Source organism: Sphingopyxis sp. EG6, assembly GCF_003609815.1.
Lineage (GTDB): Bacteria > Pseudomonadota > Alphaproteobacteria > Sphingomonadales > Sphingomonadaceae > Sphingopyxis.
Map to the genome: position 1 here is coordinate 3540958 of NZ_AP017603.1, position 26130 is coordinate 3567087.

Below are 26130 nucleotides of genomic sequence, written 5' to 3' on the forward strand. Positions count from 1 at the left end.
TCCTGCGCTATGGTGCGGCATGACCGAACTCACTGCCCGCGCGCCCCTTCGCGCCCTCGCCCGCCGCAACGAGGCCGACATCGTCGCCGACCTGCGCGCCGCCCTTGCCACCGCGCCCGCCAGCGTCGAGGCGGTGACCCGGCGGGGTCTTGATCTCATTCGCAAGGCCAAGGCCGAAGGCGACCGCGAGACGCTCGTCGCGCAACTGATGAACCGCTACCGCCTGTCGACCGAGGAAGGCGTCGTGCTGATGTGTTTGGCCGAGGCGCTGCTGCGCGTTCCCGACAGCGCGACCGCCAATGCGCTGATCCGCGACAAGATCGCCGGGCGTCACTGGAAGGAAGGCGAGGACGAGGACAGCCCGCTGATCGTCGCGCTGTCGGCGCGCGGCCTGTCGCTGGGGTCGGCGACGCTGATGCTGGATGCGATGGGCAGCAAGGCCAATCCGCTGACCCTGCTCAAATCGATGATCCGCCGTTCGGGCGAGCCGGTGATCCGGCAGGCGGCGCTCGCGGCGATGAAGCTGCTCGGCCAGCAGTTCGTGATGGGCGAGACGATCGACGCCGCGGTCAAGCGCGCCGACAAGGAGAAGGCGGAGCTCGCGAGTTTCGACATGCTCGGCGAAGCGGCGCGCACGGCAGAGGATGCGGCGCGCTATTATGACAGCTACGCCGATGCCATCACGCGGATCGGCAAGGATGCGAAGCCGGGCGATCCGCACGCCAATCATGGAATTTCGATCAAGCTGTCGGCGCTGCATCCGCGCTATGAATATCTTCAGCGCGACCGGGTGATCGGCGAGCTGGTGCCGAAGGTGATCGAACTCGCGAAAGCGGCGCGCGCGGTCAACATCCCGCTGATGATCGATGCCGAGGAAAGCGACCGGCTGGAACCGCATATGGATGTGTTCGCGGCGCTGATCGACGCCGGGATCGCCGATGGCTGGACCGGCCTTGGCATCGTCATTCAGGCGTATCAGAAGCGCGCTCCCGCGGTGATCGACTGGCTGGCAGAACGCGCCCGGACGCGCGGGGTGAAATTGTCGATGCGCCTCGTCAAGGGCGCCTATTGGGACACCGAGATCAAGCGCGCGCAGACGCTGGGCCTCAGCGACTTTCCGGTGTTCACGGCAAAACTCCACACCGACCTCAACTATATGCGCTGCGCCCAGCTGCTGCGCGACGCGCAGGATTGCATCTATCCCGCCTTTGCCAGCCATAATGCGATGACGCTGGCGTTCGTCGCCGAGCTGTTCGCGGGCGCCGATTACGAGTTGCAGCGGCTGCATGGCATGGGCGAGGGCGCACATGACGCGCTCGTCGCGCTGTTCCCGCCGCCGCGCCCCGTGCGCGTCTATGCCCCCGTCGGCACCCACCGCGACCTGCTCGCCTATCTGGTCCGCCGCCTGCTCGAAAATGGCGCGAACTCCAGCTTCGTCCATCAATTTTCCGACCCCGACGTCAGCGCCGAACAGCTCGCGGTCGATCCGCGCAGCGTCGCCAGCGCGGCCTCGCCAAAGATCGCAACCGGCATCGGCCTGTTCGATCCGGCACGCCGCAATTCGCGCGGCTATGACCTTGGCCAACCCGGCGTCCCCGAAGCGCTGGTCGCCGCGATCGGCGCGGCGCGGCGCAGCGACAGGGTCGCCGCCCCGATCGTCGGCGGGGTGACGCGCGGCGGCGCGGCCGAAGCGGTGCACAATCCTGGCACCGGCGCCATCGTCGGACAGGTGATCGAGGCGGACAAGGCCGTGGTCGATGCGGCAGTTGCCGCGGCCATCGCCGCGCAGCCCGACTGGAGCCTCGCTGGCGGTGCGTTCCGGGCCGAGCGGCTCGAACGGGCGGCCGACCTGCTCGAGGAACATGACGCGCTGTTCCTCGGCCTCGCGATCGACGAAGCGGGCAAGACTTTGGTCGATGCGATCGCCGAAGTGCGCGAGGCGGTCGATTTCCTGCGCTATTATGCGGGCCAGGCGCGCGCCGACTTCACTTACCCTGTCGAACTCCCCGGCCCGACCGGCGAGCGCAACGAGCTGATGCTCGAGGGCAAAGGGGTGTTCGTGTGCATCAGCCCGTGGAACTTCCCGCTCGCGATCTTCCTGGGGCAAGTGTCGGCAGCGCTCGCCGCGGGCAATGCGGTGCTCGCGAAGCCCGCCGAACAGACGCCGCTGATCGCCCACGCCGCGGTCGAACTCCTCCTCGAAGCGGGGATTCCCGGCGATGTGCTCGCGTTTCTTCCGGGCCGCGGCGAGACCGTCGGCGCAGCGCTGACCGGCCATCCCGACATCGCCGGGGTCGCCTTTACCGGGTCGACCGAGGTCGCGCGCGCGATCAACCGCGCGCTGGCCCTCCGCGACGGCCCGATCGCGACGCTGATCGCCGAAACCGGCGGCGCTAACGCGATGATCGTCGATTCGACCGCGCTTCCCGAACAGGTCGCGCGCGATGCCGTAGCGTCGGCATTCCAGTCGGCTGGCCAGCGCTGCTCGGCGCTGCGCCTGCTGTGCGTGCAGGAGGATGTCGCCGACACGATGATCGAGATGGTCGCGGGCGCGATGGCCGAGCTCAACATCGGCGACCCGTCCCTATTGGCGACCGACGTCGGCCCGATCATCGATGATGAAGCGAAAGCGAACATCGCCGCCTATGTCGCCGAAGCGCGCGCCGCGGGCCGCGTGATCGCCGAAGCCGGGCGCACGAACCTGCCCGCGGGCGGTCATTTCGTGCCGCCAGTGGCGATCCGGCTCGACCATGTCACCGATTTGAAGCGCGAGATTTTCGGCCCCGTGCTGCACGTCGCGACGTGGAAGGGCGGCGAACTCGACGCGCTGATCGATGCGATCAACGCCTCGGGTTACGGCCTGACGCTCGGTGTCCATACCCGCATCGACGGCGTCGCCGCGCATATCGCGGCGCGCGCGCAGGTCGGCAACGTCTATGTCAACCGCAACCAGATCGGCGCGATCGTCGGCTCACAGCCCTTCGGCGGGCGCGGGCTTTCGGGGACCGGGCCCAAGGCGGGCGGGCCGCACTATCTGCACCGCTTTGCCGAGGAAAAGACGATCAGCACCGACATCACCGCGGCGGGTGGCAATGCGGCGCTGATGGCGGGGTAGCAGGGTTCACGCTGAGACAATCTGCCGTCGCCCCCGCGAAGGCGGGGGCGACGAAATAATTCTCCGCGCCTCCGCGTGAAAAACTACGCCCCCGGCACGCCCAGCAACTGCGCTTGCGCCTTCAGCCGCCCCGCCGCGGCCGGGTTCGCCGCAATCCCGTCCTTAAGCGCCTGCGCGGCTTTCGCGCTTTCGCCCAGCGTCATCCGGCTGCGCATCAGCATGATCCAGCGATCAACGTCGGCCGGATTGGCTTTCAGCTTGGCCTCCAGCCCGTCGACCATGCCCTGGATCATCGCATCCTGCTGACCCTTGGGCAGCTGTGATGCCGCTTCCATGTCGGCGCGGCTCGGCCCCGGAATCGCGCGCGCCGCGACGGGCATCTCGTCGGCGGTCAGCGGACGCGGCTGCGTGCTGGCGAGCCGCGCCGCGACGTCGATCTTGTGGATCGCGCCAACCTGTTCGATCGTGCGGCGGAGGTCCGCTTCCCAAGGCGCACCCTGCGGCGTGTCGGCGAGCAGCGCGAACCAGTCGTCGATCGCGCCGCGGTGATCGCCGCCAATATCCTTTTTGACCGCGAGGAAATAGCGCGCGCGCGGATCCTTGGCGTCGAGCGCGATCGCCTTGTCGAACGCGGCGAGCGCCGCGGCGGGCATCGGATCGCTGTCGCTGCCCATCACCCGCGCCTCGCCCAGCGCCGACCAAAGGCCCGCCGAATTGGGGGACAGCGCCGTCGCCTTTTCATACGCCGCCGCCGACGCGCCAAAATCGCCAAGGTCGAATCGCGCCGCGCCAAGTGCGGTCCAGGCGTCGGCGCTGTTCGGATCGCTTTTCGTTCGCGCCTCCAGCGCGGCGAGCTGGTCGCCCGGCGCGGTCGCATTTGGCGCCGCCGCGCCGATCGCGGCGGGCGCCGAATCGCGCCAGATCGCATAACCGATCGCGGCGGCGAGCAATATGATGGCGGCGATCAGGATGACGCGATTGGTGCCGGTCATGCCGCGCTGCTTGTCGTCGGCCATGCTCTTGGTCTCGCTCATTTTTGCCCCTTTACCCAGCGCGCGAAAAAATGCCGCCTGTGCGCGCTGTCATATTGCCTTTGCTTGGCGATGGTGTAGCCTTTGACATACAAGGTCGGTCAACGATTAAAATATCGTCGGGGTCGCACCGGCTTTCCCAGTCATCAGGGGAGGGGTGCATGGCAGTATCGGATCACGTCGATTTTGCGACGTTCATGGAGGGCGTGAAGAAACGCAACCCGGGGCAACCCGAATTCGTCCAGGCGGTGCAGGAGGTGTCCGAGGACATCTTTGATTTCATCGCCGACAAGGAAGAATATCACGCGCAGCAGATTTTGCGGCGGATCGCTGAGCCCGACCGGGTGGTGTCGTTCCGCGTCTGCTGGGAAGACGACAACGGCAATATCCGCGTCCAGCGCGGCTGGCGCGTCCAGAACAACAACGCCATCGGCCCGTACAAGGGGGGCATCCGGTTCCACCCGTCGGTCACCGAATCGGTGCTGAAATTCCTGGCGTTCGAACAGACGTTCAAAAATGCGCTGACCGGGCTGCCGATGGGCGGCGGCAAGGGCGGGTCGAACTTCAACCCCAAGGGCAAGAGCGTGCGCGAGATCATGCGCTTTTGCCAAAGCTTCATGACCGAACTCTATCGCCATATCGGCGCCGACATCGACGTTCCTGCGGGAGACATCGGCGTCGGCGGGCGCGAAATCGGCTTCATGTTCGGCCAATATAAGCGGATCACCAACGAATTTACCGGCGTGCTCACCGGCAAGGGGCTGGAATGGGGCGGCTCGCTCATCCGCACCGAGGCGACCGGTTATGGCGCGGTCTATTTCCTCGCCAATATGCTCGCCGCCAAGGGGCAGGATCTGACCGGCAAGACCGCAGTCATCTCGGGTTCGGGCAATGTCGCGACGCACGCGGCCGAAAAGATCGTCCAGCTGGGCGGCAAGGTGCTGACACTCTCCGATTCGGGTGGCTTCATTCACGACCCCGACGGCATCACCCAGGAGAAAATCGACTGGGTGAAGGCGCACAAGACGCACCGCCGCGGCCGGATCGAGGAATATTGCGAGGAGTTCAAGGGCGCGAGCTTCACCGCGGGCAAGACCCCGTGGGGCGTCAAATGCGACGTCGCCTTGCCATGCGCGACGCAGAATGAGCTGCTTGGCGACGATGCCAAGACGCTGGTCGCCAACGGCTGTATCGCGGTGTCGGAAGGCGCCAACATGCCGACCAACCTTGAGGGCGTGCATGTGTTCAAGGATGCGAAGATCATGTTCGCGCCGGGCAAGGCCGCCAATGCCGGCGGGGTCGCGGTGTCGGGGCTGGAAATGAGCCAGAACAGCGGACGCCGCAGCTGGAGCGAGGCCGAGTTGCAACAGATGCTCAAGGACATCATGGACGGCATCCACAAAAGCTGCCTGACCTATGGCGATCGGGGCGGCGGCTATATCGACTATGTGAAGGGTGCGAATATCGCCGGTTTCAAGAAAGTCGCTGACGCGATGCTGGCTTTCGGGGTAGTGTAGTTGCGGTCCTGAGCGCAAAAGCGCCGGACCGGGGGAAAAGGGGTATTCGCGAATGACGACGCACGCTGGAAAGGAGCGCGGCGATCGGGTCTGGGCGGCGCTTGCTGTTCTGGCGCTGATGCTGCTCGCGATTGCGGCGTTCGCCTTCGCTCCCCCGGCGCAGTCGCAAGGCGACGTCGGCGCCCGCTACACCGGCGTCGCTTCGTGCGCGGGATCGACCTGTCATGGCCGGATGGAAGGCGACGGTACCGTCGTCCGCCAGGACGAGCTGATGAAATGGCAGGAACCCTCGACCCCCGGCGGCGCGCACAGCCGCGCCTGGGCGGTGCTCAGCAACAACCGCAGCCAGTTTATCGCGCGCAACCTCGGCATCGGCGACCCTGCCACCGCGCAGATGTGCATCGGCTGTCACGCCACCGCAGGTGCGGTCGCCGCCAAGGGCGCAATGCGCGGTAGCGTGCCGACCGAGGATGGGGTCGGGTGCGAATCCTGCCACGGTCCCGCGGGCGGCTGGCTTGCCAGCCATTATGCCGGGGTCGGGACCAGCGCCAATCCCGACGCCGAAATGCGCCAGAAACATCTCGCCAATCTGGCGGCGGGCCTCAAGAAGCTCGAGGATCCGGTGGTCCGCGCCGGAGTTTGCGTCGATTGCCATTTCGGGTCGGCGGCCGACGGCCAGTTCGTCACCCATCGCATCATGGCGGCGGGGCATCCGCGCATCGCCTTCGAGCTCGACCTTTTCTCCTCGCTCCAGGCGCATCATCAGGAAGATGCCGACTATGGCTGGCGCAAATTCGGTTCGGCGACCGGTCGCACCGACCATGTCCAGATGTGGGCGGTGGGACAGGCGACCGCGATCGAGCGCAGCCTGGCGCTGTTCCAGTCGCGGCGCGGGACCGAAGGGATGTTCCCCGAATTCTATTTCCTCGACTGCCACAGCTGCCATCGCCGCATCTTCGACCAGGCCAAGCCGGTGCGCACCGGCGTCGACAATCCGGGGCGGCAAATCCCCGAGGGGATGCCGCCGTACAACGACGAAAATCTGATCATGCTCGCCGCTGCCGCGCGGTTGGCCGCCCCCGCGCTCGCCGACCAGCTCGCGGCACGCACCGCAGCGTTCCACAAGGCGATGGCCACCGACCGCCCCAGCGCGGTCGCCGCCGCGGCGCAGCTGTCGCAGACGGTGGCGGCGCTCAAGAGCGCGTTCGCCGCGCGCAGCTTTTCGGGCACCGACGCCTTCGTCATGGTTGATGCGATCTCGGCCAAAGCGATCGGCGACCGCTTCACCGACTATTCGGGGTCGCAGCAGGCGGTGATGGGGGTCGATACGCTGCTCAACGCGATGGTATCCTCGGGGCGCGTCACCGTCGGCGCAGCTGCGGGCATCCGCAGCGACATCGACCGCGCCTATGCCGCGGTGAAGGATCCCAACGCGTATAAACCCGCCGAATTCCAGGCATCTTTCGGCAGCGCGGTGCGCGCGATCCGGGCGCTGCGGTAAGGCCATGCAGGGCAAGGCGCATCTTTTCCGCTCGGCGGCGATTGCGGCGATGGCGGCGCTGCTGCTGACATCGTGCGGCGGTGGCGGCGGAGGGGGTGGCGGCACGCCTACGCCCAGCCCGACCCCGGCGCCGACGCCAACCCCGACCGGCGGTTTCTACACGCCGCCCGCTGCCGAAGCGCTGACCGTTGCCGATGTCGAACGCGTAATGGCGCAGGCGATCGCCGAAGCGCAGGCGCGTAATCTGCCGTCGGTGATCGCGGTGACCGACCGCGTCGGCAATGTCCTCGGCGTCTTCCGCATGACCGGCGCGCGAGCCACCGCGACGACGTCGGCTGCGCCCAATGGTGTGAACATCGACGCGCAAAACGTCACCTTTCCTGCCGAGGGCGGCGCGATCGCCAAGGCGGTGACCGGCGCCTATCTGTCAAGCGGCGGCAACGCCTTTTCGACCCGCACCGCGAGCCAGATCGTTCAGGAACATTTCCCGCCCGCGCCGACCACCGTCGGGCTGGAGAGCGGCCCGCTGTTCGGGGTGCAGTTCAGCCAGCTGCCGTGCAGCGACCTGTCGGCGCGCTTTGGCGCGGCGGGGGGCGCGGCGCTGATCGGCCCCAAACGCTCCCCGCTCGGCCTCGCCGCCGATCCAGGCGGGCTGCCGCTTTACAAAAATGGCGTATTGGTCGGCGGCATCGGCGTGATGGGCGACGGCGTCTACGGCAGCGACCCCAACATCCTCGACATCGACAACGACCCCGAGGAGTTCATCGCGCTGGCAGGAACGCGCGGATTCGAAGCACCGACGACGATCACCGCCGACAAGATCACCGTCGATGGGACATCGCTGCGCTTTTCCGACGCGACCTTTGCCGGGGTGATGACCAGCGGCGGCGCCAGCTTCGCCAGCCTCAACGGCAGCGCGGGCAATCTGGTCGCGGTGATCGGCTATGCCAATGCCGCGGTCACCGCCGGCATCGCTTATGGCAGCGAAGCGTCGGGCATCCGAGCCGCAACGGCGGCCGAGTTTTCGAACCGCGACGCCTTTGTACTGACCAACGGCAGCGGTACGAACCGCTATCCGCTGCGCGCCGGGACCGACGGCGCGACCAACAGCGCGCCGCTGACGCAGGCCGAGGCGCGCGCGGTGCTCGAAGAAGCCTTTGCGGTGATGAGCCGCGCCCGCGCCCAGATCCGCCGCCCGCTCGACAGCCGCGCGCAGGTGACGATCAGCATCGTCGATACGCACGGTGCGGTGCTCGGCATCGTGCGCTCGCCCGATGCGCCGATCTTTGGCACCGACGTCAGCTTGCAGAAGGCACGCACCGCCGCCTTCTTCTCGGGCGCGCAGGCGGGGAATGAGCTTGGCGCCAATGCCAGCGCCGACATCCGCCAGTTCGTCCCCGCGACGCGCAGCTTTCTGAACAATTCGGCGGCGCTCACCGGGACGATCGCCTTTTCCGACCGTGCCAATGGCAACCTGTCGCGCCCCTATTTTCCCGACGGCGAAGTCGGACGGCCGCAGGGTCCGCTGTCGCGCCCGATCGCGCAGTTCAATCCCTTCTCGACCGGGCTGCAATCGGCGCTCATCATCGGTAATCTCGGCGCGCATCTGGGTTTTGTTTCGGGCGCCAGCGCGACCGACACCCCGGCACGCTGCACCACTTTGCCCGACGTCGCGGCGGGGCAGAACCGGCTGCAGAACGGCATCCAGATTTTCCCCGGCTCGGTCCCCATCTATCGCGGCAGCCAGCTCGTTGGCGCGATCGGCGTGTCGGGCGACGGGATCGATCAGGATGACATGATCAGCTTCCTCGGCGCGCATAATGGCGGCGCGCGCGTCGGCGGCATCGGCAATGCGCCAAGGGCGATCCGGTCGGACAATGTGGTCGTGACGCTCGCCGACAATCGCACCGTCCGGCTGCGCTATATCAGCTGTCCGTTCGCGCCGTTCCTCGACAGCGCGACCCAAAATGTCTGCGACGGGCTATAGGCGATGATGACGGGGGGCAGCCTGTGGCCGATCATCGCAACGCTCGCGGCGCAGGGTGCGCCGGGCGGCGAGGTCGCGACGCCGCCGCCCACGCCTGCCGATCCCGCAGTCGCAACGGACACCGCGACCGCCGAGCAGCCTGTCGACGAACTGACGCCACCGCCGCCGCCGGTCGACTGGCAAGAGATGATCAAGGACGATCTCGTCACCCAGATCATCGAGGGGCGTCGCCGCCCCGGCTATCGCCCCGACCTGCCCGATGCGTTGACGCAGGATAATGTCGGTGCGCTGCGCCCGCCGCCGCCGCAGGCGTTTCCGGGGATGGAGGACCAGTTGCCGGTCCCCGACCGCTGGCGCCTGATCGAAAGCCTGGGGGTGGTCAAGGAACGCTGGTTCGACCCCTATCACCAGAACACCTATAAGGGTGACCGCGCGATCGATCCCGCGAAGGTGCCATGGCTGCCGATCAAGGGCGACGACTGGTTCATCGTCGCCAATGCAGTGTCCGACACCGTGTTCGAACCACGCACCTTCCCGATCCCCGTCGGGGTCCAGACGACCGAACGGCCGGGCAGCCTCGACGTGTTCGGCAAGGACCGCAGCTTTGTCTTCGCGCAAACCTTCATCGTCGGCGCGGCGCTGATCAAGGGGTCGACCGCGTTCAAGCCACCCGACATCGAATATCGCGTCACGCTGGCCTACCAGGCCAATTATGTCGACGTCCCCGAACGGCGCGTGCTCGACGTGCGCCCGTCGAAGCCGAGCCATCGTTACGACAGCTTCCTCGGCGTGCAGGAATTGTTCGTCGACAAACATCTCGGCAACACGTCGGACCGTTATGATTTTTACTCGGTGCGGCTCGGCATCCAGCCGTTCCAGAGCGATTTTCGCGGCTTCCTGTTCAACGACAGCCAGCTCGGACTGCGTTTCTTCGGCAATCGCGACAACAACCGCTTCCAGTATAATTTCGCGGCCTTCTGGCGGCTCGAAAAGGATACCAATTCGGGGCTCAACGACATCACCCAGACCCCGCGCGACGATTTCATCCTGACCGCCAATCTTTATCGCCAGGATTTCCCGTTCGTCGGGCTGACCAGCCAGGTCAGCGTGACGTACAATATGAACCGCGAAAAGAATGATGTGCAGATCGACCACAACGGCTTCCCGGTGCGTCCGGCGCTGCTCGGCGACCTGCGCGGGCGCGAATATGATGTCGTTTATCTGGGCTACAGCGCCGACGGGCGGATCGGGCGGATCAACCTGACCGCCAGCTTCTATGCCGCGCTGGGCGAAGACCGGAACAGCTTCTTCACCAGCAAACCGGCGCAGATCCGCGCCGGGTTTGGCGCGGTCGAACTCAGCTATGATGTCGACTGGCTGCGCTTTCGCCTCTCCGGCCTTTACGCCACCGGCGACGGCGACCCCTATAACGACACCGAAGGCGGCTTCGACGCGATCTTCGAGAATCCGATCTTCGGCGGCGCCGACACCAGCTACTGGATCCGCCAGACGATTCCCTTTGCGGGCGGCGGACGCGTCATTTCGATCAATGGGCGCAACGGCATTTTGAATTCGCTGCGCTCGTCGAAAGAGGAAGGGCAGTCGAACTTTAACAATCCCGGCACGGTGTTTGTCGGGGTCGGCGCTGATCTGGACCTGACCCCCGAATTTCGCGTCAGTGCCAACGCCAATCATCTGTGGTTCGAAAACACTTCCTCCTTGCAGGCGCTGCGCATGGAAGGCTCGATCCCCAAGGACATCGGTTTCGACCTGTCGGTGGCGACGATCTGGCGGCCGAAAGCGACGCAGAACATCGTCGGCCGCCTCAGCGGCGCGGTGCTGCTGCCGGGCAAGGGGTTCAAGGACCTGTTCGACAACAAGCAGAAGAACGATGCCTATGTGTCGATCCTCGCCAATGTGATTTTGAGTTTTTGAGATGCTGATGCGCAAACTCTTTGCCCTGTTGGCCTTCGCCGCGATGTGCGCGGCCTTTGGCGTCAGCGTCACGCGCGCCGCCGAGGAGGAGAAGCCGCTCAAGATCACCTATCGCTTCACCCCGCCCGCGCCGCGCGAACAGAGCGAGGCCGATGTCGCCGCCAAGTCGGAGGGGTGCTACAGCTGTCACACGCGCACCGACCAGCCGTCGATGCACGCGACCCCCGCGGTTCGGCTCGGCTGCACCGACTGCCACGGCGGCGACGCGAGCCAGGTCGGCACCCCCTCGCTCGGCTATAAACATCCGACGAACAAGGCGGTGATGGCGCTCGCGCATCCGCAGCCGACGCTGCCCGGCGCCTGGCACGACAGCTCGGCGAACCCGGTGCGCAGCTACACCCTGCTCAACAAGGAATCGCCCGAATTCATCCGCTTCGTGAACCCTAGCGACTATCGCGTCGCGCGCGAGGCGTGCGGCGCGTGCCACCTTGAGGTGATCGAGGCGACCGAACGATCGCTGATGTCGACCTCGGCGATGCTGTGGGGCGGGGCGGCGTACAACAACGGCATCGTGCCATATAAAAATTATGTGTTCGGTGAGGCTTATACACGTGACGGCAAGCCCGCGTGCATCCTTTCGCCCTCGTCGCGGCTGACGAAAGAGGAATATGCCGAGGCGTGCAAGCCAAGCTTCGGCTTCGACAAGATTTTGACCGACGAAGAGAAAAAGCGCGGCGCGCTGGCGAAAATGTACCCGCTGCCGCGTTGGAGCGTCATCCCGCCGGGCGACGTGTTCCGCGTCTTCGAACGCGGCGGACGCAACATCAACACGCAATTCCCCGAAATCGGCCTGCCCAATCCGACCGGCAGCATCCAGCGGCTGGAGGAGCCCGGCCGCCCCGACCTCAAGCAATCGAACCGCGGACCCGGCACCGGGCTGCGCGTCGCGATCCCCGTGCTCAACATCCACAAGACGCGCCTCAACGATCCGCTGATGTGGTTCATGGGCACCAACGACCAGCCGGGCGACTATCGCCATTCGGGCTGTTCGGGCTGCCACGTCGTCTATGCCAACGACCGCGAGCCGCGCCACAGCCTGACCTACGCCAAATATGGCCGCGACGGTGAGACTGACACCATCGACCCGACGATCCGCGAGAAACTATGGACCGGCAGCGGTTACGACGGGAGCAAGAAGCCCGCGGGGGGCGGGCATTCGGACGCGGCGCATATGGCCCCCGACGACGGTTTTGTCGGCGGCACCGGCCATGGCGGCTTGATCGACCCCGCCGCGGCGACGCCCGGCGCGCCGCAACACGAACCGCGCCCGCGCCGCGAATCGGGGCACCCGATCAGCCACGCCTTTACCCGCGCGATCCCGACGTCGCAGTGCATGACGTGCCACATGCACCAGCCGAACATCTTCCTGAACTCGTACCTCGGCTACACGATGTGGGATTATGAATCGGACGCGCCACAGCTGTGGCCCGGCCCCGACAATAGCGCGCCGCGCCCTCCGGGGATGAGCGACGAAGACTATCAGAAGAAATACAAGCAACAGCGCTATCCGACCGCCGCCGAGGCGCACAAGGTGCTCGAACGTAACCCCGAAGGCGCGGCGACACGCGGACTGTGGGCCGATGTCGAATTCCTGCGCGACGTCTATGACGTCAACGACACCAACAAGGACACCCAGTTCGCCGACTATCATGGCCATGGCTGGAATTTCCGCGGCATCTTCAAACGCGATCGCAACGGCAATCTGCTGAACGCCGACGGCAATATGTCGACCTATGGCACCGACACTGCGAACATCATCGATCCTAAGGATCCCGAAAAATGGCGCAAAAGCTGTAGCCATTACACAGATCTCAAGGATCGCGACCTCTGCCTGTCGAGCGCCGATCCCGAGAGGCCCGGTGTCGAGGGCAAGTTCGTCGCGCCCGGCATCAACCCCGGCAAAGCGGTCCATATGATGGACATCCACGCCGAAAAGGGCATGCAATGCGCCGACTGCCACTTTGCGCAGGACAGCCACGGCAATGGCTATATCCAGGGCGAGGTGGCGAACGCGGTCGAGATCAGCTGCAAGGATTGCCACGGCACCGCCGACGCCTTCCCCAACCTCTTGACCTCGAACGTCGCGGCGCGGCCGCAGGGCAATAATCTCGCGCTGCTCCGCAATCCCGACGGGCGGCGGCGCTTCGAGTTCCAGTATAATGACGATGCCGAGGTCATCGGCCTGATCCAGCGGTCGATCGTCGATCCCAAGCTCGAATGGCAGGTCAGCCTGGTCAAGCAGGCGGTGACCCCGGGGCCGCATTTCAACGCCAAGGCAGCGCGCGCCAAGCTGATGGCGCGCGCGGGTAGCGAGGACGGCAAATATGAATGGGGTCCGGGGGTTTCGAAGGAAGACCGCGCGCATGGCGACGACAAGCTGACCTGCTTCACCTGTCACCTGTCGTGGACGACGAGCTGCGGAGGGTGCCATTTGCCGATCGAGGCAAACTGGAAGACCAAGATGCACCATTTCGAGGGCGAGGAGACGCGCAACTTCGCCACTTACAATCCGCAGGTCGCGCGCGACGAAATGTTCCAGCTCGGTCGCCACCAGCTCACCAAGCCCGGCGAACCCGGCCCGAACGGCGAGGTGCGCGGCATCATCACCCCGGTCCGCTCGACCTCGGCGCTGATCCTGTCGTCGACGAACATCAACCGCGAGCGCATCTATGTGCAGCAGCCGCCGATCTCGTCGGCGGGCTATTCGAGCCAAGCCTTTGCGCCGCATTTCCCGCACACGGTGCGCCGCCAGGAAACCAAGCAGTGCAGCGACTGCCATGTCTCGGCGAATGACGACAACAATGCGATCATGTCGCAGCTGATGCTGCTCGGTACCAACTTCGTGAACTTCGTCGGCCTCAACGTCTGGTCGGGGATGGAGGATGGTTTCCAGGCGACGCGCGTCACCGAATGGGACGAACCGCAGGCGGTGATCGGCAGCTATCTGCACAAATATAGCTACCCCGATTACTGGCGCCTCCACGTCGACCAGAACGGTCGCGAGCTCAAGAACTGGGTGCGCGGCAAGACCTTCGACAAAAAAGGGTCGGGCGAGACGCAGGCGCTCGAGGAGTTCGCCAATATCGTCCAGGGGACCAGCGGGCGCGTGAACTGCCTGCAACAGCGCGGCGAATATATGTTCGTGGCGGAGGGCAAGGGCGGCTTTCGCGTCTATGACGTCGCCTCGATCGGCAACAAGGGCTTCTCCGAACGCATCGTCCGCGCCCCCTTCTCGGCGCTCGGCCACGACACGCATGTAAAAACCAAAAACGCGACCTGCATGGCGCTGGCGACGACCCAGCCGATCAGCGTCAGCCGCAACGAGGCGATCGTCCGCGACTTCCCTGAAAACCACGAACAGGTGATGCACGACATCTATCGCTACGCCGTCATCACCGACAGCGTCGAGGGGCTGGTGCTGGTCGACGTCGATACGCTGGCCGATGGAGAGTTCCGCAACAACAAGTTCAAGCGCGCGCTGACCTGGAACGAGGGCAATGTGCTGGCGGGCGCGCGGCATGTGACGCTGGCGGGCAGCATCGCCTATATCACCACCGACGCTGGGCTCGTCGTGCTCGACCTGACGGCGCCGCTCGCACCCAAGGTCACCGCGCAGCTGCCGCTGACCGATGCGCGCGCGTCGGCGGTGCAGTTCCGTTACCTCTGGGTCACCGACGCCGAAGGGGTGAAGCTGTTCGACGTCACCAACCTGGCGCAGCCGGTTGCGGTGCCCGAAGGGACGGTGCGCCTCGCTAATGCGCGCAAAATCTACCTCGCGCGCACCTATATGTATGTCGCGGCAAAGGCGGACGGCCTCGTGATCGTCGATGTCACGCGCCCTGCGGCGCCGATCGTCTGGCCGGGCCTGACCTTTGGCGGCAGCATGACCGACGCCGAGGACGTCATCGTCGCATCGACCAACGCCTCGCTGTTCGGCTATGTCGCCGACGGGCGCGGCGGGATCAAGGTGATCCAGCTGACCAGCCCCGACAATCCCGGGCTCTATGGCTTCTCGCCCAAGCCGACCCCCGAACTGATCGCTTGGGCCAAGACGCCGTCACCCGCGCTCGCGCTGTCGAAAGGGCTCGACCGCGACCGCGGGGTCGACGAGACCGGCGGCCAGATGGCGGTGTTCGGCCGCCTCGGCTCGCGGCCGTTCACTCGGCCCGAAATGGAGAAGCTGTTCCTGAACAGCAAGGGGCTGGTGTACAAGGTCCGCGACGAGGTCGATCAGGGCGCGTGGCGACCGCCACTAGCCTATCCGAACTGACGACAAGGACAGGTAACGACCGGAAGTGGACGTACGTCATTTCCTCTCTCCCCTTGTGGGAGAGATACGAAGGCTTGGCAGCTTTGCTGCCTAGCCGCAGTTGAGAGGGGGTTTGCGCGTGCTGGCGTCCGTCCCCTCACCAAGCTTCGCTAGCTCCTGACGGAGCAAGCTGCGCTATCCTCTCCCACAAGGGGAGAGGAGCTTGTGACCGCTCCCCACCCCAAAGCTGACGTCACCACCGCAGCTAAAGGCGCTCCGCCTGCACCACCGTGTCCGACGCGCGCAGCGCCGACAATATCCGCATCACATGCTGCACGTCGCGCACTTCGACGACAACGTCATAGGTGTGGAAACCGCCCTCGCGGTTCGACAGCCGCAAATTTGTGATGTTCGCCGAATTGGCGGCGAGGATGCCTGACATTTCGGCGAGCGTCCCGGGTTCGTTCAAAATGACGATGCACAGCCGCGCATTGCCGCCTTCACTGTCTTCCTGCCAGCGGAGGTCGATCCAGTCGGCGTCGACGCCGTCGGCGAGGCTGGGGCAGTCGATGACATGGACCTCGATTCCCTCGTCGGGCCGCGCCAGCCCGACGATGCGGTCGCCGGGCACCGGGTGGCAGCAATCGGCGAGCTGATAGGCGACGCCGGGGGGCAGCCCCGCGATCGACACCGCGGCGCCTTGCGCCAGCTTGCCGGGCTTTGCTTTCATCTCGGCGGTGATGCCGGGGACCAGCGCTTCGAGCACCATATTGTCGGTCAGCCGCTGCTTGGCGATCGCAACATACAGCGCAGCGTCGCTGTCTAGCTTGAGCCGGGTCAGCGCCGCGGCACGCGCCTTGTCGCCGACCTTGTTGGGCAGGCGCGCGACGATTTCGTCGTACATCTTGCGGCCGAGCGCCGCGAGCTCGACCTTTTCCTTTGACCGCACATGGCGGCGGATCGCCGCGCGCGCCTTGCCGGTGACCGCAAAGCCGAGCCACGCGGGTTGCGGCGTCTGCTTGTCCGACGACAGGATTTCGACCGTATCGCCGTTGTTGAGCTGGGTGCGCAGCGGCACCAACCGCCCGTTGACCTTGGCGCCGACGGTGCGGTCGCCAAGGCCCGTGTGGACGGCGTAGGCGAAATCGACCGGGGTGGCGCCCTTGGGCAGCTGGTGCAGGCTGCCCTTTGGCGTGAAGGCAAAGATGCGGTCCTGATACATCGCGATGCGGGTGTTCTCGAGGAACTCCTCGGGATCATGCGTCTGCTCGAGGATTTCGATCAGGTCGCGAATCCACCCGGCCTGGCCGTCGGGCGTGCTGCCGCCCTGCTTGTACGCCCAATGCGCAGCGAGCCCGAATTCGGATTGCTGGTGCATGCCGAGGCTGCGGATCTGGATTTCGATCCGCATATTCTGTTGGTGCATGATCGTCGTGTGCAGCGACTTATAGCCGTTGCGTTTCGGGGTCGAGATATAGTCCTTGAACCGCCCGGGGACCATTTTCCATTTGCGGTGGAGCAGGCCAAGCGCGGCGTAACAATCGGCGTCGGTCGGGGTGATGATCCGGAACGCGATGATGTCGGTCACCTGTTCGAAACTGACGTGGCGTTCCTGCATCTTGCGCCAGATCGAATAGGGGTGCTTTTCGCGGCCCGATACTTCGGCCTCGATGCCGCTTTTCGCCAGCAGTTCCTTGAACTCGCGGCTGATCTCGGCAACCTTGTCCTTGCCGCCGGCGGTCAGCTTGGCGAGCCGCCCGGTGATCGTCGCATAGGCTTCGGGTTCGAGCTCGCGAAAGGCAAGCAGCTGCATTTCGCGCATATATTCATACATGCCGATCCGCTCGGCGAGCGGGGCATAGATATCCATCGTCTCCTTGGCGATGCGGCGACGCTTGTCGGGGTTTTTGATGAAATGCAGCGTCCGCATATTGTGCAGCCGGTCGGCCAGCTTGACGAGCAGCACGCGGATGTCGTCGGACATCGCGAGCAGGAATTTGCGCAGATTTTCGGCGGCGCGCTCATTCTCGGTCTGCGCCTCGATCTTGCTGAGCTTGGTCACCCCATCGACCAGCCGTCCAACGTCGGCGCCGAACAGTCGCTCGATCTCTTCGGGCGTGGTCAGCGTGTCTTCGAGCGTGTCGTGGAGCAGCGCGGTGACGATCGTCTCGCTGTCGAGATGGAGGTCGGTCAAAATCCCCGCCACCTCGACCGGATGGCTGAAATAGGGGTCGCCCGAGGCGCGCTTCTGGCTGCCGTGCTTCTGGACGGTGAAGACATAGGCGCGGTTGAGCAGCGCCTCGTCGACGTCGGGATCATAAGCGCGCACGCGCTCGACAAGTTCATACTGCCTCAGCATTACGTTCAATGTCGTTCATGTCGGCGCAATTGCAATGCGAAATTTGATTGCGCCGTTCGCCAGTGCGTTAGCAACTTTGATAACGGCGAGTGGAAGCATCGGTCGCGCGGGGGCGCATGATGGCAGGCGCGAAGCGAGTCGCGAGCGTCGTCGGGCGGATTCGCGTGGCCTGCCACAGCAAATGTATCGCGTTGCGAAATGAAACGAAGCCCCTATATTTTTTTGGCGCAGGGGTCGATTTTACGTTAGGGCATAGGGCATGGGAAAATTACGCGAACTGCTGAACGACATGGATGGGGGCAATTGCGCCCTGCCGCTGGCGCTGGAAGCGATGGGCGAACGCTGGTCGTTCATGATCCTGCGCGCTGCCTTTAACGGCGTCCATCATTTCGAGGAGTTTCAGCAGGAACTGAACATCGCGCGCAACATCCTGTCGAACCGGCTGTCGCGGCTGGTCGATCATGGCATCATGGCGCGCGAAGTGATGGCCGAAGACCGCCGCAAGGTGCGTTACCAGCTGACCCAAAAGGGTATCGAGTTGCTGCCGGCGATGATCGCGCTGCGCCAATGGGGCGAGAAATGGGGCGCGGGTGTGCCGTCGACCCCGGTGCTGGTCGACGCGCGCGACGAACAGCCGATCGGGCCGGTGACGCTGACCGCGCATGATGGGCGCGTGATCGGTTACAAGGAACTGCTGTGGAAGCATCGCGCGGAGCTCCAGCCGCTTGGTCAGGCGCGCCAGCGCGCCGACGGTGCGATGGCGCCGGTGGCCGCCGAATGATCGGCTGCGCCGGGTTCCGGCTGCGTATCCGCGGCCGCTGACCATCGCGACCTACCGGACCCCCATGCCGCTGTTTCGCCTGTCTTCGCCGGGACCCTTTTTCGACAACAAGGTCCGCGCCTTCTGGAACCTCCAGCTATTGGGCTGGGCCGCGTGGCTCGGCCTGCGCGGGGTTTCGGGCCTCGCCAACGGGCAGCCGCTGACCTTTCTGATCCCGCAGACGATTTCGGCGATCACCGGCTTCTCGCTCTCGCTCATTCTGGCGGTCTGCTACCGCGCCTTGATCAGCCGCCGCCCCCTGCTGATGTGGGGCGTGAGCTTCGGCCTGTCGGGGCTCGCGACGGCGCTATGGGCGTTTATCGACGCCTGGGTGGCGCAGATCCAGAATCCGAACAGCGAGGCGGGTTTCACTAGCCTGCTTCTCGGCGCCGTCTATATCGACGCGACGTCGCTCGCGGCGTGGTCGGCGCTTTATTTCGCGATCAACTATTTCCTCCAGCTCGAGGAACAGAATGACCGCGTGCTGCGGCTCGAGGCGCAGGCTGCGTCGGCGCAGCTTGCGATGCTGCGCTATCAACTCAATCCGCATTTCCTGTTCAACACGCTGAACAGCATTTCGACGCTGGTTTTGCTCAAGCAGACCGAACCCGCCAATGCGATGCTGTCGCGGCTGTCGGCGTTCCTGCGCTATACGCTCGCGAACGAGCCCACCGCGCAGGTCACGCTGGCGCAGGAGATCGAAACGCTGAAGCTCTATCTCGACATCGAAAAGATGCGTTTCGAGGACCGGCTGCGCCCGCATTTCGAGATCGATCCGGTTGTGGCGCGCGCGAGGCTGCCCTCGCTTTTGCTGCAACCTCTGGTGGAAAACGCGATCAAATATGCGGTCACACCGCAGGAAAACGGCGCCGATATCACGATTTCCGCGCAACTGGCCGGTCAAAATGTTCGGATTACCGTGTCCGACACCGGGGCGGGATTGTCAGCCGACCGCTCGGACCCCACGACGGGCTTTGCAACGGAATCGACCGGCGTGGGTTTAGCCAATATCAGGGACCGTCTGGCGCAGGCTTTTGGCGACCAGCACCGGTTCGACGCTCAACGTGGCGCTGATGGCGGGTTCACGGTGATTATCGAGTTTCCGTTTCAGCCCGATGGGCAAATGACGATTGGAACCGAACGGACATGACGATCAGAACCATCCTGGTGGATGATGAAAAACTGGCCACCCAAGGCCTGCAACTGCGGCTCGAACCGCATGCGGACGTCGAAATCGTCGACACAGCGCAAAATGGCCGCGAGGCGATCCGGAAAATCAAGACGCACAAGCCCGATCTGGTCTTTCTCGACATCCAGATGCCGGGTTTCGACGGCTTTTCGGTGATCCAGGGACTGATGGAGGTCGAACCGCCGCTGGTGGTGTTCGTCACCGCCTATTCGGACCATGCTATCCGCGCGTTCGAGGCGCAGGCGGTCGATTATCTGGTCAAGCCGGTCGAACCCGAACGGCTGGCCGATGCGCTCGACCGCGTGCGCCAGCGCCTCACCGAAAAGCGCGGCGCGGCCGAGGTCGAGCGGCTGAAGACCGTGCTGGCCGAGGTCGCCCCCGATGCGGCGGACGATTATGGCAGCGAGGCGGCGCCCGACGCGCATGCCGCCGATCGCTATGAAAAGATGATCAATATCAAGGATCGCGGCCAGATCTTCCGCGTCGATGTCGACAGCATCGAACGCATCGACGCCGCGGGCGACTATATGTGCATTTACACCGCCGACAACAGCCTGATCCTTCGCGAAACCATGAAGGATCTGGAAAAGCGGCTCGACCCGCGCAACTTCCAGCGCGTGCATCGCTCGACGATCGTCAACCTGTCGCAGGTGAAGCAGGTGAAGCCGCACACGAACGGCGAATGTTTCCTCGTGCTGGGTTCGGGCGCGCAGGTGAAGGTCAGTCGAAGCTATCGCGACGTGGTTGCGCGGTTCGTGCATTGAATTGGCCGTCGCCCCCGCGAAGGCGGGGGCCGCCATCGGCGTAGTGCTACGTTGCCTGCGGCCCCCGCCTTCGCGGGGGCGACGTGTTTCTAAAGCTGGTGACCGGTGCGATCGCGTTTCGTCGCGAGATATTGCTCATTATATTTGTTGGTCGGCAGCGCCAGCGGCAGGCGTTCGACCACCTCGACGCCCTCCTTTTCCAGTCGCGCCACCTTTTCCGGGTTGTTCGTCATCAGCCGGATGCGCGGGATGTTGAGCAATTCCAGCATCCGCCCAGCGATCGCAAAATCGCGCGCCTCCACCGGAAAGCCGAGGCGCAGATTGGCATCGACGGTGTCATAGCCTTGATCCTGCAGTGCATAGGCGCGCAGCTTGTTGACGAGGCCGATGCCGCGTCCTTCCTGCCGCAGGTACAACAGCACCCCCCACGGCGCATCGGCCATCGCATGCAGCGCGGCGTGGAGCTGCGGCCCGCAATCGCATTTCAGACTGCCGAGCACGTCGCCGGTCAGGCACTCGCTGTGCAGGCGAACGACCGGGGGATTGCCGTCGCGCTGGCCGATGACGAGCGCGACATGGTCGGAGGCTTCTTCGGGCGAACGGAAGGCGACGATCTCGGCGCTCTCGCTCGCCGCCACGGGCAGGCGCGCGCGCGCCGCAATCTGAAGCCGCGACGGCTCGAGCAGCGCCGCGACATCCTCGGCATGGCACGCTGTTTCGGCGTCGCCCGCCGCCGCGCGGACAAAAAAGGCCGGGAGCAGCCCGGCGTGGCGCGCCATCGTCATCGCGGCGGAGGCGGCGCTTTCGCTCCCGGTGGCGACGGTGCGAAACGGTCCCTTGAGCGGATTGGCGAGGTCGAGCGCCGGATCGGCGATCGCCAGCGCCGCGGCGACGGTCGGGGCGGCGGCATCGAGGCGCACCGGACCCGGGGTCGCGGCGACGCGCTGGTTGGTGAGCTTCAGCGTGACCGCGCGCTCGCCCGACAGCAGCACATCATGGCTCCCGAAATCGGCGAGCGCGTCGTCGCGCGCGCTTTCGACTGCGAGCAGGTCGAGCGCGCCGTCGGCGCTCTCGACGCGAAAGGGCCAGCCGCGGCGTAAGGCGTCGATCGCGCGCGCGGCGCGGCGGGCGCCTCTATGGTCGGCGTCGCTCAAAAAGCGAATTCCGTGACCAGCGGGATATGGTCCGACGGCCGCTCCCAGCTCCGCGCCGGCTGCACGATGCGGTGCGACACCGCTTTGTCGAGCAGGTCGGGGGTCACCCACATATGGTCGAGGCGGCGGCCGCGGTTTGATGCTTCCCAATCCTTGGCGCGGTAACTCCACCAGGTATAGAGCCGCTCCGGCGCCGGAACGAAATGGCGACCTAGATCGACCCAGTTCGACGCCGCCTGCAACCGCGCGAGCGTTTCGACCTCGATCGGCGTGTGGCTGACGACATCGAGCAACGCCTTGTGATTCCATACGTCGCTTTCGAGCGGCGCGACGTTGAAGTCGCCGGTCAGCACCGTCGGCGTACCGTTCAGCGCCCCCGACCATTCGGTCATGCGGCCAAAGAAATCGAGCTTCTGCCCGAATTTCGGATTGAGATCGCGGTCGGGAATGTCGCCGCCCGCGGGAATATAGACATTGTCGAGCCGCACCCCCGACGGCAGGGTGACGCCAACATGGCGCGCCTCGCCATTTGCCTGCCAGTCATATTTGCGCACGTCGGCCAGCGGCACCTTGCTGACGATCGCGACGCCATGGTGCATCCGCTGGCCGTGGGTGATGATGTGTTCGTAGCCTAGCGACTGGAACATGTCCCTGGGAAAGATGCCGCATTCGACCTTGGTCTCCTGCAGGCACAAAATGTCGGGCGCTTCCTCGCGCAGGAATTTCTCGACGATGCCGATGCGGGCGCGGACGCTGTTGATATTCCACGATGCGATGCTGGTGCGAGTCATGCAGTCGGCTCTATCGGCGCGGTGCATTGTTCGCAATGCGATTGCGGACTGGTGCCGCAACGCCGCGTTAGCGGAAAAAGCGCCGCGGAATCATAAACCCCCGTCCCAGGGGCGGTGGAACGGGGGTTCAAGGTCAGCGTTCGTCACGCTCTTGAATGAAGACACCGGGCAATCCGGGTGGGGCAACAGGGGGAAACCCAAATCCGGGGCCGTGTTGGCGTCTTCGAGAGTCGAAATAGCCCGCTCTCCCTGTCGCCAAGCTGAACAGAAATTGGCCGCAATGCGCCGATTTTGCAGTTCGTCGATGCTGGGCGACGGTTCGGCGGAAAAAGGCCGGGGAATTTTGCAAGAAAACGCCCCGGCCTGAATTTTTCGTTCAGCTTCAACTACCGACCACGCTTGTTCGGGCGCGGATCGGTCCAGCGGAACGCCGAATCGGCGACCGCGACGTTGAATTTCTGGTTGCTGAGGTCGATGCGCGTCCGGTTGTTCTGCGAATCGAGCGCGACCCAGCCGCGTAGGCGCAGCCCGGCGGGCGCCGATCCGTCGCGCACGAACACCATCGTGATCGTGCCATATTCGGGGCGCTTGGGATCCTTGACCTCGACGCTCAGCACATCGTTGCTGCCGGTGGGCAGGACCTTGGCATATTTGGTGAGATCACGGTCGGGGTCGAGCAATGCGCCCAGCGGCGAATTCTTCACCGGCCAACGCTGCACCTGCCGCACCTCATAATCGATCATCGTCAGCGAGCTGCCGTCGCCGACGATCAGTAGCGGCACGTCCTTCTGATATTGGAACCGGATCTTGCCGGGGCGCTTCAATGTCAGCTTGCCCGACAGGCGCTGGCCGTTGCGGTCGGTCTGGACAAAGTCCGCGGTCATCGAACTCGTCGATTTGAGGTGCGATTGGACCGACGCCAGCGCGTTCGCCGATTGCGCGGTGGCGGGTGCGGTCGCGGCAAGGCCGGCCGCGGCCAGCGGCGCAAGCGCCAGCGCGGCGGCGCGCGTCAGGTTCAGGCGAGGAAAAGTCAGGGTCATGATGCTCTCGTTCTGCAAAAATCGTGGTTCGCATGTGACGTTGGGGCGTTGAATATCCACTGAACCGTCGTTTCATCTCTCCGTCATCCCGGCGAAGGCCGGGGTCTCACCCTCGCGCAATGACGCCATGGCGAGATCCCGGCCTTCGCCGGGATGACGATGATGGGAAGTCCGGATTGAAACCCTAAACCCCGTAAAAGTTCCCTACCGCGGCTGGCCATATTGATCGGTCAGCACGTCGCGGCGACCGACATGGTTCGGCGGGCTCACCAGCCCTTCCTCCTCCATGCGCTCGATCAACCGCGCAGCGCTATTATACCCGATCCGCAATTGACGCTGCAGCCAGCTGGTCGATGCCTTCTGGCTTTCGACGACGATCTGGCAGGCCTTGGCATACATGCGGTCCTCGGCGCTGTCGCCGCCCGCGGGGGCGCCCTCCATCGCAAAGCCGCCGTCCTCGGGGTCTTCGGTGACGCTCTCGATATAGTCGGGGCGGCCCTGCCCCTTCCAGTGATCGGCGACCGCGCGCACTTCGTCGTCGGACACGAACGGGCCGTGGATGCGGGTGATCTGCTTGCCGCCGGGGACATAGAGCATGTCACCCTTGCCGAGCAGCTGTTCGGCGCCCGCTTCGCCCAAGATCGTGCGGCTGTCGATTTTCGACGTGACGTTGAAGCTGATGCGCGTCGGCAAATTCGCCTTGATGACGCCGGTGATGACGTCGACCGAAGGGCGCTGGGTCGCAAGGATCAGGTGGATGCCCGCCGCGCGCGCCTTTTGCGCGAGCCGCTGGATCAGGAACTCGACCTCCTTGCCCGCGGTCATCATCAGGTCGGCGAGCTCGTCGACGACCACGACGATCTGCGGCAGCGGCGCATAATCGAGCGTCTCTTCCTCGTAGACCGGCTGGCCGGTGTCGGGGTCGTACCCGGTCTGGACGCGGCGCCCCAGCGACTTGCCCTTGGCGAGCGCCGCGCGCACCTTGTCGTTGTACGACGCGAGGTTGCGCACCGACAGCGACGACATCATCCGGTAGCGATCCTCCATCTGCTCGACCGCCCATTTCAGCGCGCGGATCGCCTTCTTGGGTTCGGTCACCACGGGCGCGAGCAGGTGCGGAATATCGTCATAGACGCTGAGTTCCAGCATTTTGGGATCGATCATGATCATCTTCACCTGATCGGGGCCGAGACGATAGAGCAAAGACAGGATCATCGCGTTCAGCCCGACCGACTTGCCCGACCCGGTGGTCCCCGCGATCAGCAGGTGCGGCATCGGCGCGAGATCGGCGATCACCGCGTCGCCGCTGATATTCTTGCCCAGGATGATCGGCAGCGCACCGGTCTGGTCCTGGAACAGCGCACTGCCGATGATTTCGTGCAGCACCACCGATTCGCGGTGCGCGTTGGGCAGTTCGATGCCGATCACGGTGCGGCCCGGGATCGGCGCGATGCGCGCCGACAGCGCCGACATGTTGCGCGCGATATCGTCGGCGAGGTTCGACACCCGGCTGGCCTTCGTCCCCGGCGCGGGCTCGAGTTCGTACATGGTGACGACCGGACCGGGACGGACCGCGGTGACGACGCCCTTGACCTGAAAATCCTCGAGCACCGATTCGAGCAGCCGCGCGTTGCGCTCCAGCCCCGCCTTGTCGATCTGGCCGGTCGGTCCCGGCGGCGGCGGCGCGAGCAGGTCAATCGATGGCAGCTGGTAATTGGTGAACAGCTCGGTCTGAGGCTTGGGCCGGGGCTTCGACGGTGCGGTGCGCTCGGCTGGGTCGGCGATTTCGGGCGGGGCGCGGTCGCTCGGCTCGGCGATCGCGCGGGGGCGCACGACGCGCTCCATCAGGTTTGGCGCGCGGGCGCCCTCGTCGGCGACGCGGACCGGCTCGGCGACGCGGCTGCGCTCGACGGCGGGGAGACGAAAGCGCGAGGCCCATCCCTTTTCAAGCCGCAGCGCGCGCCAAGCGAGCCACAGCCCCGCGGTCACCAGCAGCAGGATGGTGGCAATGCGGATCAGCGCGGCGGCGGGTTCGCCCGCGGCGGCGAACAGCGGCGTGATCGCCCCGCCGACAAGCAGCGCGATGATGCCGCCCCACCCCGCGGGCATCGGCGCGCCGGTCGCGGGCGACCACAGTTCGGCACCCAGCCCGACAAGGAGGATGCCGACGAAGCTGTACGCAAGCTGGCGCGGCCAATAGGGTTGGGGTTCGCCCAGCCACAGCCGCCACGCGAGCAGGCCGAGCAGCGGCAGCAGCAACGCGATCCCGACCCCGCCGATCGACAGCCCCAGATCGGCGAACCACGCGCCGGTGCTGCCCATCCAGTTGGCGGCGGTGCCGTCGGCGGCGGTGTTGAGCGCCGCATCGGTGCTGTCGTAGGTAACAAGCGCAAGCGCCAGGAACACTGTGAAGAGCCCAAGCGCGGCCGCCGCGGCGATCACCAGCGATCGCGCGATGCTCTGGCGGAAAACGGTGCGCCAATCGGCCTTTATCGGTGCGGCCTTGCGGCTAGCCATGTTCTTCACGGTCCCTGTCAGTTAACCACGGCGATATGCGCATGGGGGGGAGTCGCCGTCAAGCGCGGCCCGGCGCGCACACGGCCTTTCCAACCGCCCTG

At 65.3% G+C, this 26130-nt stretch carries 15 protein-coding genes; 9 read left to right on the forward strand and 6 right to left on the reverse strand.

The window, feature by feature from the left end:
• Positions 1-19 precede the first annotated feature (19 nt).
• Complete coding sequence (gene putA, locus SPYCW_RS17180) at positions 20-3115, forward strand: bifunctional proline dehydrogenase/L-glutamate gamma-semialdehyde dehydrogenase PutA (protein ID WP_120217841.1); 3096 nt, start codon at positions 20-22, stop codon at positions 3113-3115.
• Positions 3116-3198: 83 nt separating this feature from the next.
• Here putA and SPYCW_RS17185 read toward each other — a convergent pair whose 3' ends face one another.
• Positions 3199-4149, reverse strand: coding sequence for a tetratricopeptide repeat protein (locus tag SPYCW_RS17185; RefSeq protein ID WP_232014755.1), 951 nt, complete (start codon positions 4147-4149; stop codon positions 3199-3201).
• Between the two features lie 158 nt (positions 4150-4307).
• Here SPYCW_RS17185 and gdhA point away from each other — a divergent pair, with 158 nt between their 5' ends.
• Genes gdhA through SPYCW_RS17210 form a run of 5 tightly spaced genes read left to right on the forward strand, consistent with a single transcriptional unit; the run spans position 4308 to position 15416 of the window.
• A complete protein-coding gene (gene gdhA / locus SPYCW_RS17190; protein ID WP_120217842.1) occupies positions 4308-5663 on the forward strand; it encodes an NADP-specific glutamate dehydrogenase in 1356 nt (451 codons plus the stop codon).
• Between the two features lie 52 nt (positions 5664-5715).
• Positions 5716-7164: a multiheme c-type cytochrome gene (locus SPYCW_RS17195; protein ID WP_120217843.1), complete on the forward strand. Its 1449-nt coding sequence runs from the start codon at positions 5716-5718 to the stop codon at positions 7162-7164.
• 4 nt (positions 7165-7168) lie between these two features.
• Positions 7169-9151, forward strand: a complete 1983-nt coding sequence (locus SPYCW_RS17200; RefSeq protein WP_120217844.1) for a heme-binding protein — start codon at positions 7169-7171, stop codon at positions 9149-9151.
• Between the two features lie 3 nt (positions 9152-9154).
• Positions 9155-11086 carry a hypothetical protein gene (locus tag SPYCW_RS17205; protein ID WP_232014756.1) on the forward strand — a complete coding sequence of 644 codons (1932 nt, stop codon included), beginning with the start codon at positions 9155-9157 and terminating at the stop codon, positions 11084-11086.
• Between the two features lie 7 nt (positions 11087-11093).
• Positions 11094-15416, forward strand: a complete 4323-nt coding sequence (locus SPYCW_RS17210; RefSeq protein ID WP_120218384.1) for a hypothetical protein — start codon at positions 11094-11096, stop codon at positions 15414-15416.
• Positions 15417-15660: 244 nt separating this feature from the next.
• Here the strand turns inward: SPYCW_RS17210 and SPYCW_RS17215 are convergent, their stop codons facing one another.
• On the reverse strand, positions 15661-17754 hold the full coding sequence (locus SPYCW_RS17215; RefSeq protein WP_120217845.1) for a RelA/SpoT family protein: 2094 nt from the start codon (positions 17752-17754) through the stop codon (positions 15661-15663).
• A gap of 259 nt (positions 17755-18013) precedes the next feature.
• Between SPYCW_RS17215 and SPYCW_RS17220 the strand changes: the two genes are divergently transcribed.
• The 3 genes from SPYCW_RS17220 to SPYCW_RS17230 all read left to right on the forward strand — a co-directional run bounded on the left by SPYCW_RS17220 (position 18014) and on the right by SPYCW_RS17230 (position 20527).
• Entirely contained in the window at positions 18014-18535 is a 522-nt protein-coding gene (locus tag SPYCW_RS17220; protein WP_120217846.1) for a winged helix-turn-helix transcriptional regulator, read from the forward strand.
• A 64-nt stretch (positions 18536-18599) separates the two neighbouring features.
• On the forward strand, positions 18600-19724 hold the full coding sequence (locus SPYCW_RS17225) for a sensor histidine kinase (protein WP_120218385.1): 1125 nt from the start codon (positions 18600-18602) through the stop codon (positions 19722-19724).
• Positions 19721-20527, forward strand: coding sequence for a LytR/AlgR family response regulator transcription factor (locus SPYCW_RS17230; RefSeq protein ID WP_120217847.1), 807 nt, complete (start codon positions 19721-19723; stop codon positions 20525-20527). The genes SPYCW_RS17225 and SPYCW_RS17230 overlap by 4 nt, the downstream gene beginning before the upstream one ends.
• An 89-nt stretch (positions 20528-20616) precedes the next feature.
• Here the strand turns inward: SPYCW_RS17230 and ribA are convergent, their stop codons facing one another.
• From ribA to SPYCW_RS17250, 4 genes are all read right to left on the reverse strand, one after another.
• Positions 20617-21681 (reverse strand): GTP cyclohydrolase II, encoded by a 1065-nt coding sequence (gene ribA, locus SPYCW_RS17235; RefSeq protein WP_120217848.1) that lies wholly within the window; start codon positions 21679-21681, stop codon positions 20617-20619.
• Positions 21678-22472 carry an exodeoxyribonuclease III gene (locus SPYCW_RS17240; protein ID WP_120217849.1) on the reverse strand — a complete coding sequence of 265 codons (795 nt, stop codon included), beginning with the start codon at positions 22470-22472 and terminating at the stop codon, positions 21678-21680. The genes ribA and SPYCW_RS17240 overlap by 4 nt, the downstream gene beginning before the upstream one ends.
• A 386-nt stretch (positions 22473-22858) precedes the next feature.
• Positions 22859-23512, reverse strand: a complete 654-nt coding sequence (locus SPYCW_RS17245) for a LolA family protein (RefSeq protein WP_120217850.1) — start codon at positions 23510-23512, stop codon at positions 22859-22861.
• Positions 23513-23716: 204 nt separating this feature from the next.
• Positions 23717-26029, reverse strand: coding sequence for an FtsK/SpoIIIE family DNA translocase (locus SPYCW_RS17250; RefSeq protein ID WP_120217851.1), 2313 nt, complete (start codon positions 26027-26029; stop codon positions 23717-23719).
• Between the last annotated feature and the right edge of the window lie 101 nt (positions 26030-26130).

Excerpts from the sequence above, each read along its gene's own strand:
- putA (WP_120217841.1), top strand. The coding sequence starts at position 20 with ATGACCGAACTCACTGCCCGCGCGCCCCTTCGCGCCCTCGCCCGCCGC.
- SPYCW_RS17185 (WP_232014755.1), bottom strand. The coding sequence starts at position 4,149 with ATGAGCGAGACCAAGAGCATGGCCGACGACAAGCAGCGCGGCATGACC.
- gdhA (WP_120217842.1), top strand. The coding sequence starts at position 4,308 with ATGGCAGTATCGGATCACGTCGATTTTGCGACGTTCATGGAGGGCGTG.
- SPYCW_RS17195 (WP_120217843.1), top strand. The coding sequence starts at position 5,716 with ATGACGACGCACGCTGGAAAGGAGCGCGGCGATCGGGTCTGGGCGGCG.
- SPYCW_RS17200 (WP_120217844.1), top strand. The coding sequence starts at position 7,169 with ATGCAGGGCAAGGCGCATCTTTTCCGCTCGGCGGCGATTGCGGCGATG.
- SPYCW_RS17205 (WP_232014756.1), top strand. The coding sequence starts at position 9,155 with ATGATGACGGGGGGCAGCCTGTGGCCGATCATCGCAACGCTCGCGGCG.
- SPYCW_RS17210 (WP_120218384.1), top strand. The coding sequence starts at position 11,094 with ATGCGCAAACTCTTTGCCCTGTTGGCCTTCGCCGCGATGTGCGCGGCC.
- SPYCW_RS17215 (WP_120217845.1), bottom strand. The coding sequence starts at position 17,754 with ATGCTGAGGCAGTATGAACTTGTCGAGCGCGTGCGCGCTTATGATCCC.
- SPYCW_RS17220 (WP_120217846.1), top strand. The coding sequence starts at position 18,014 with ATGGGAAAATTACGCGAACTGCTGAACGACATGGATGGGGGCAATTGC.
- SPYCW_RS17225 (WP_120218385.1), top strand. The coding sequence starts at position 18,600 with ATGCCGCTGTTTCGCCTGTCTTCGCCGGGACCCTTTTTCGACAACAAG.
- SPYCW_RS17230 (WP_120217847.1), top strand. The coding sequence starts at position 19,721 with ATGACGATCAGAACCATCCTGGTGGATGATGAAAAACTGGCCACCCAA.
- SPYCW_RS17240 (WP_120217849.1), bottom strand. The coding sequence starts at position 22,472 with ATGACTCGCACCAGCATCGCATCGTGGAATATCAACAGCGTCCGCGCC.
- SPYCW_RS17245 (WP_120217850.1), bottom strand. The coding sequence starts at position 23,512 with ATGACCCTGACTTTTCCTCGCCTGAACCTGACGCGCGCCGCCGCGCTG.
- SPYCW_RS17250 (WP_120217851.1), bottom strand. The coding sequence starts at position 26,029 with ATGGCTAGCCGCAAGGCCGCACCGATAAAGGCCGATTGGCGCACCGTT.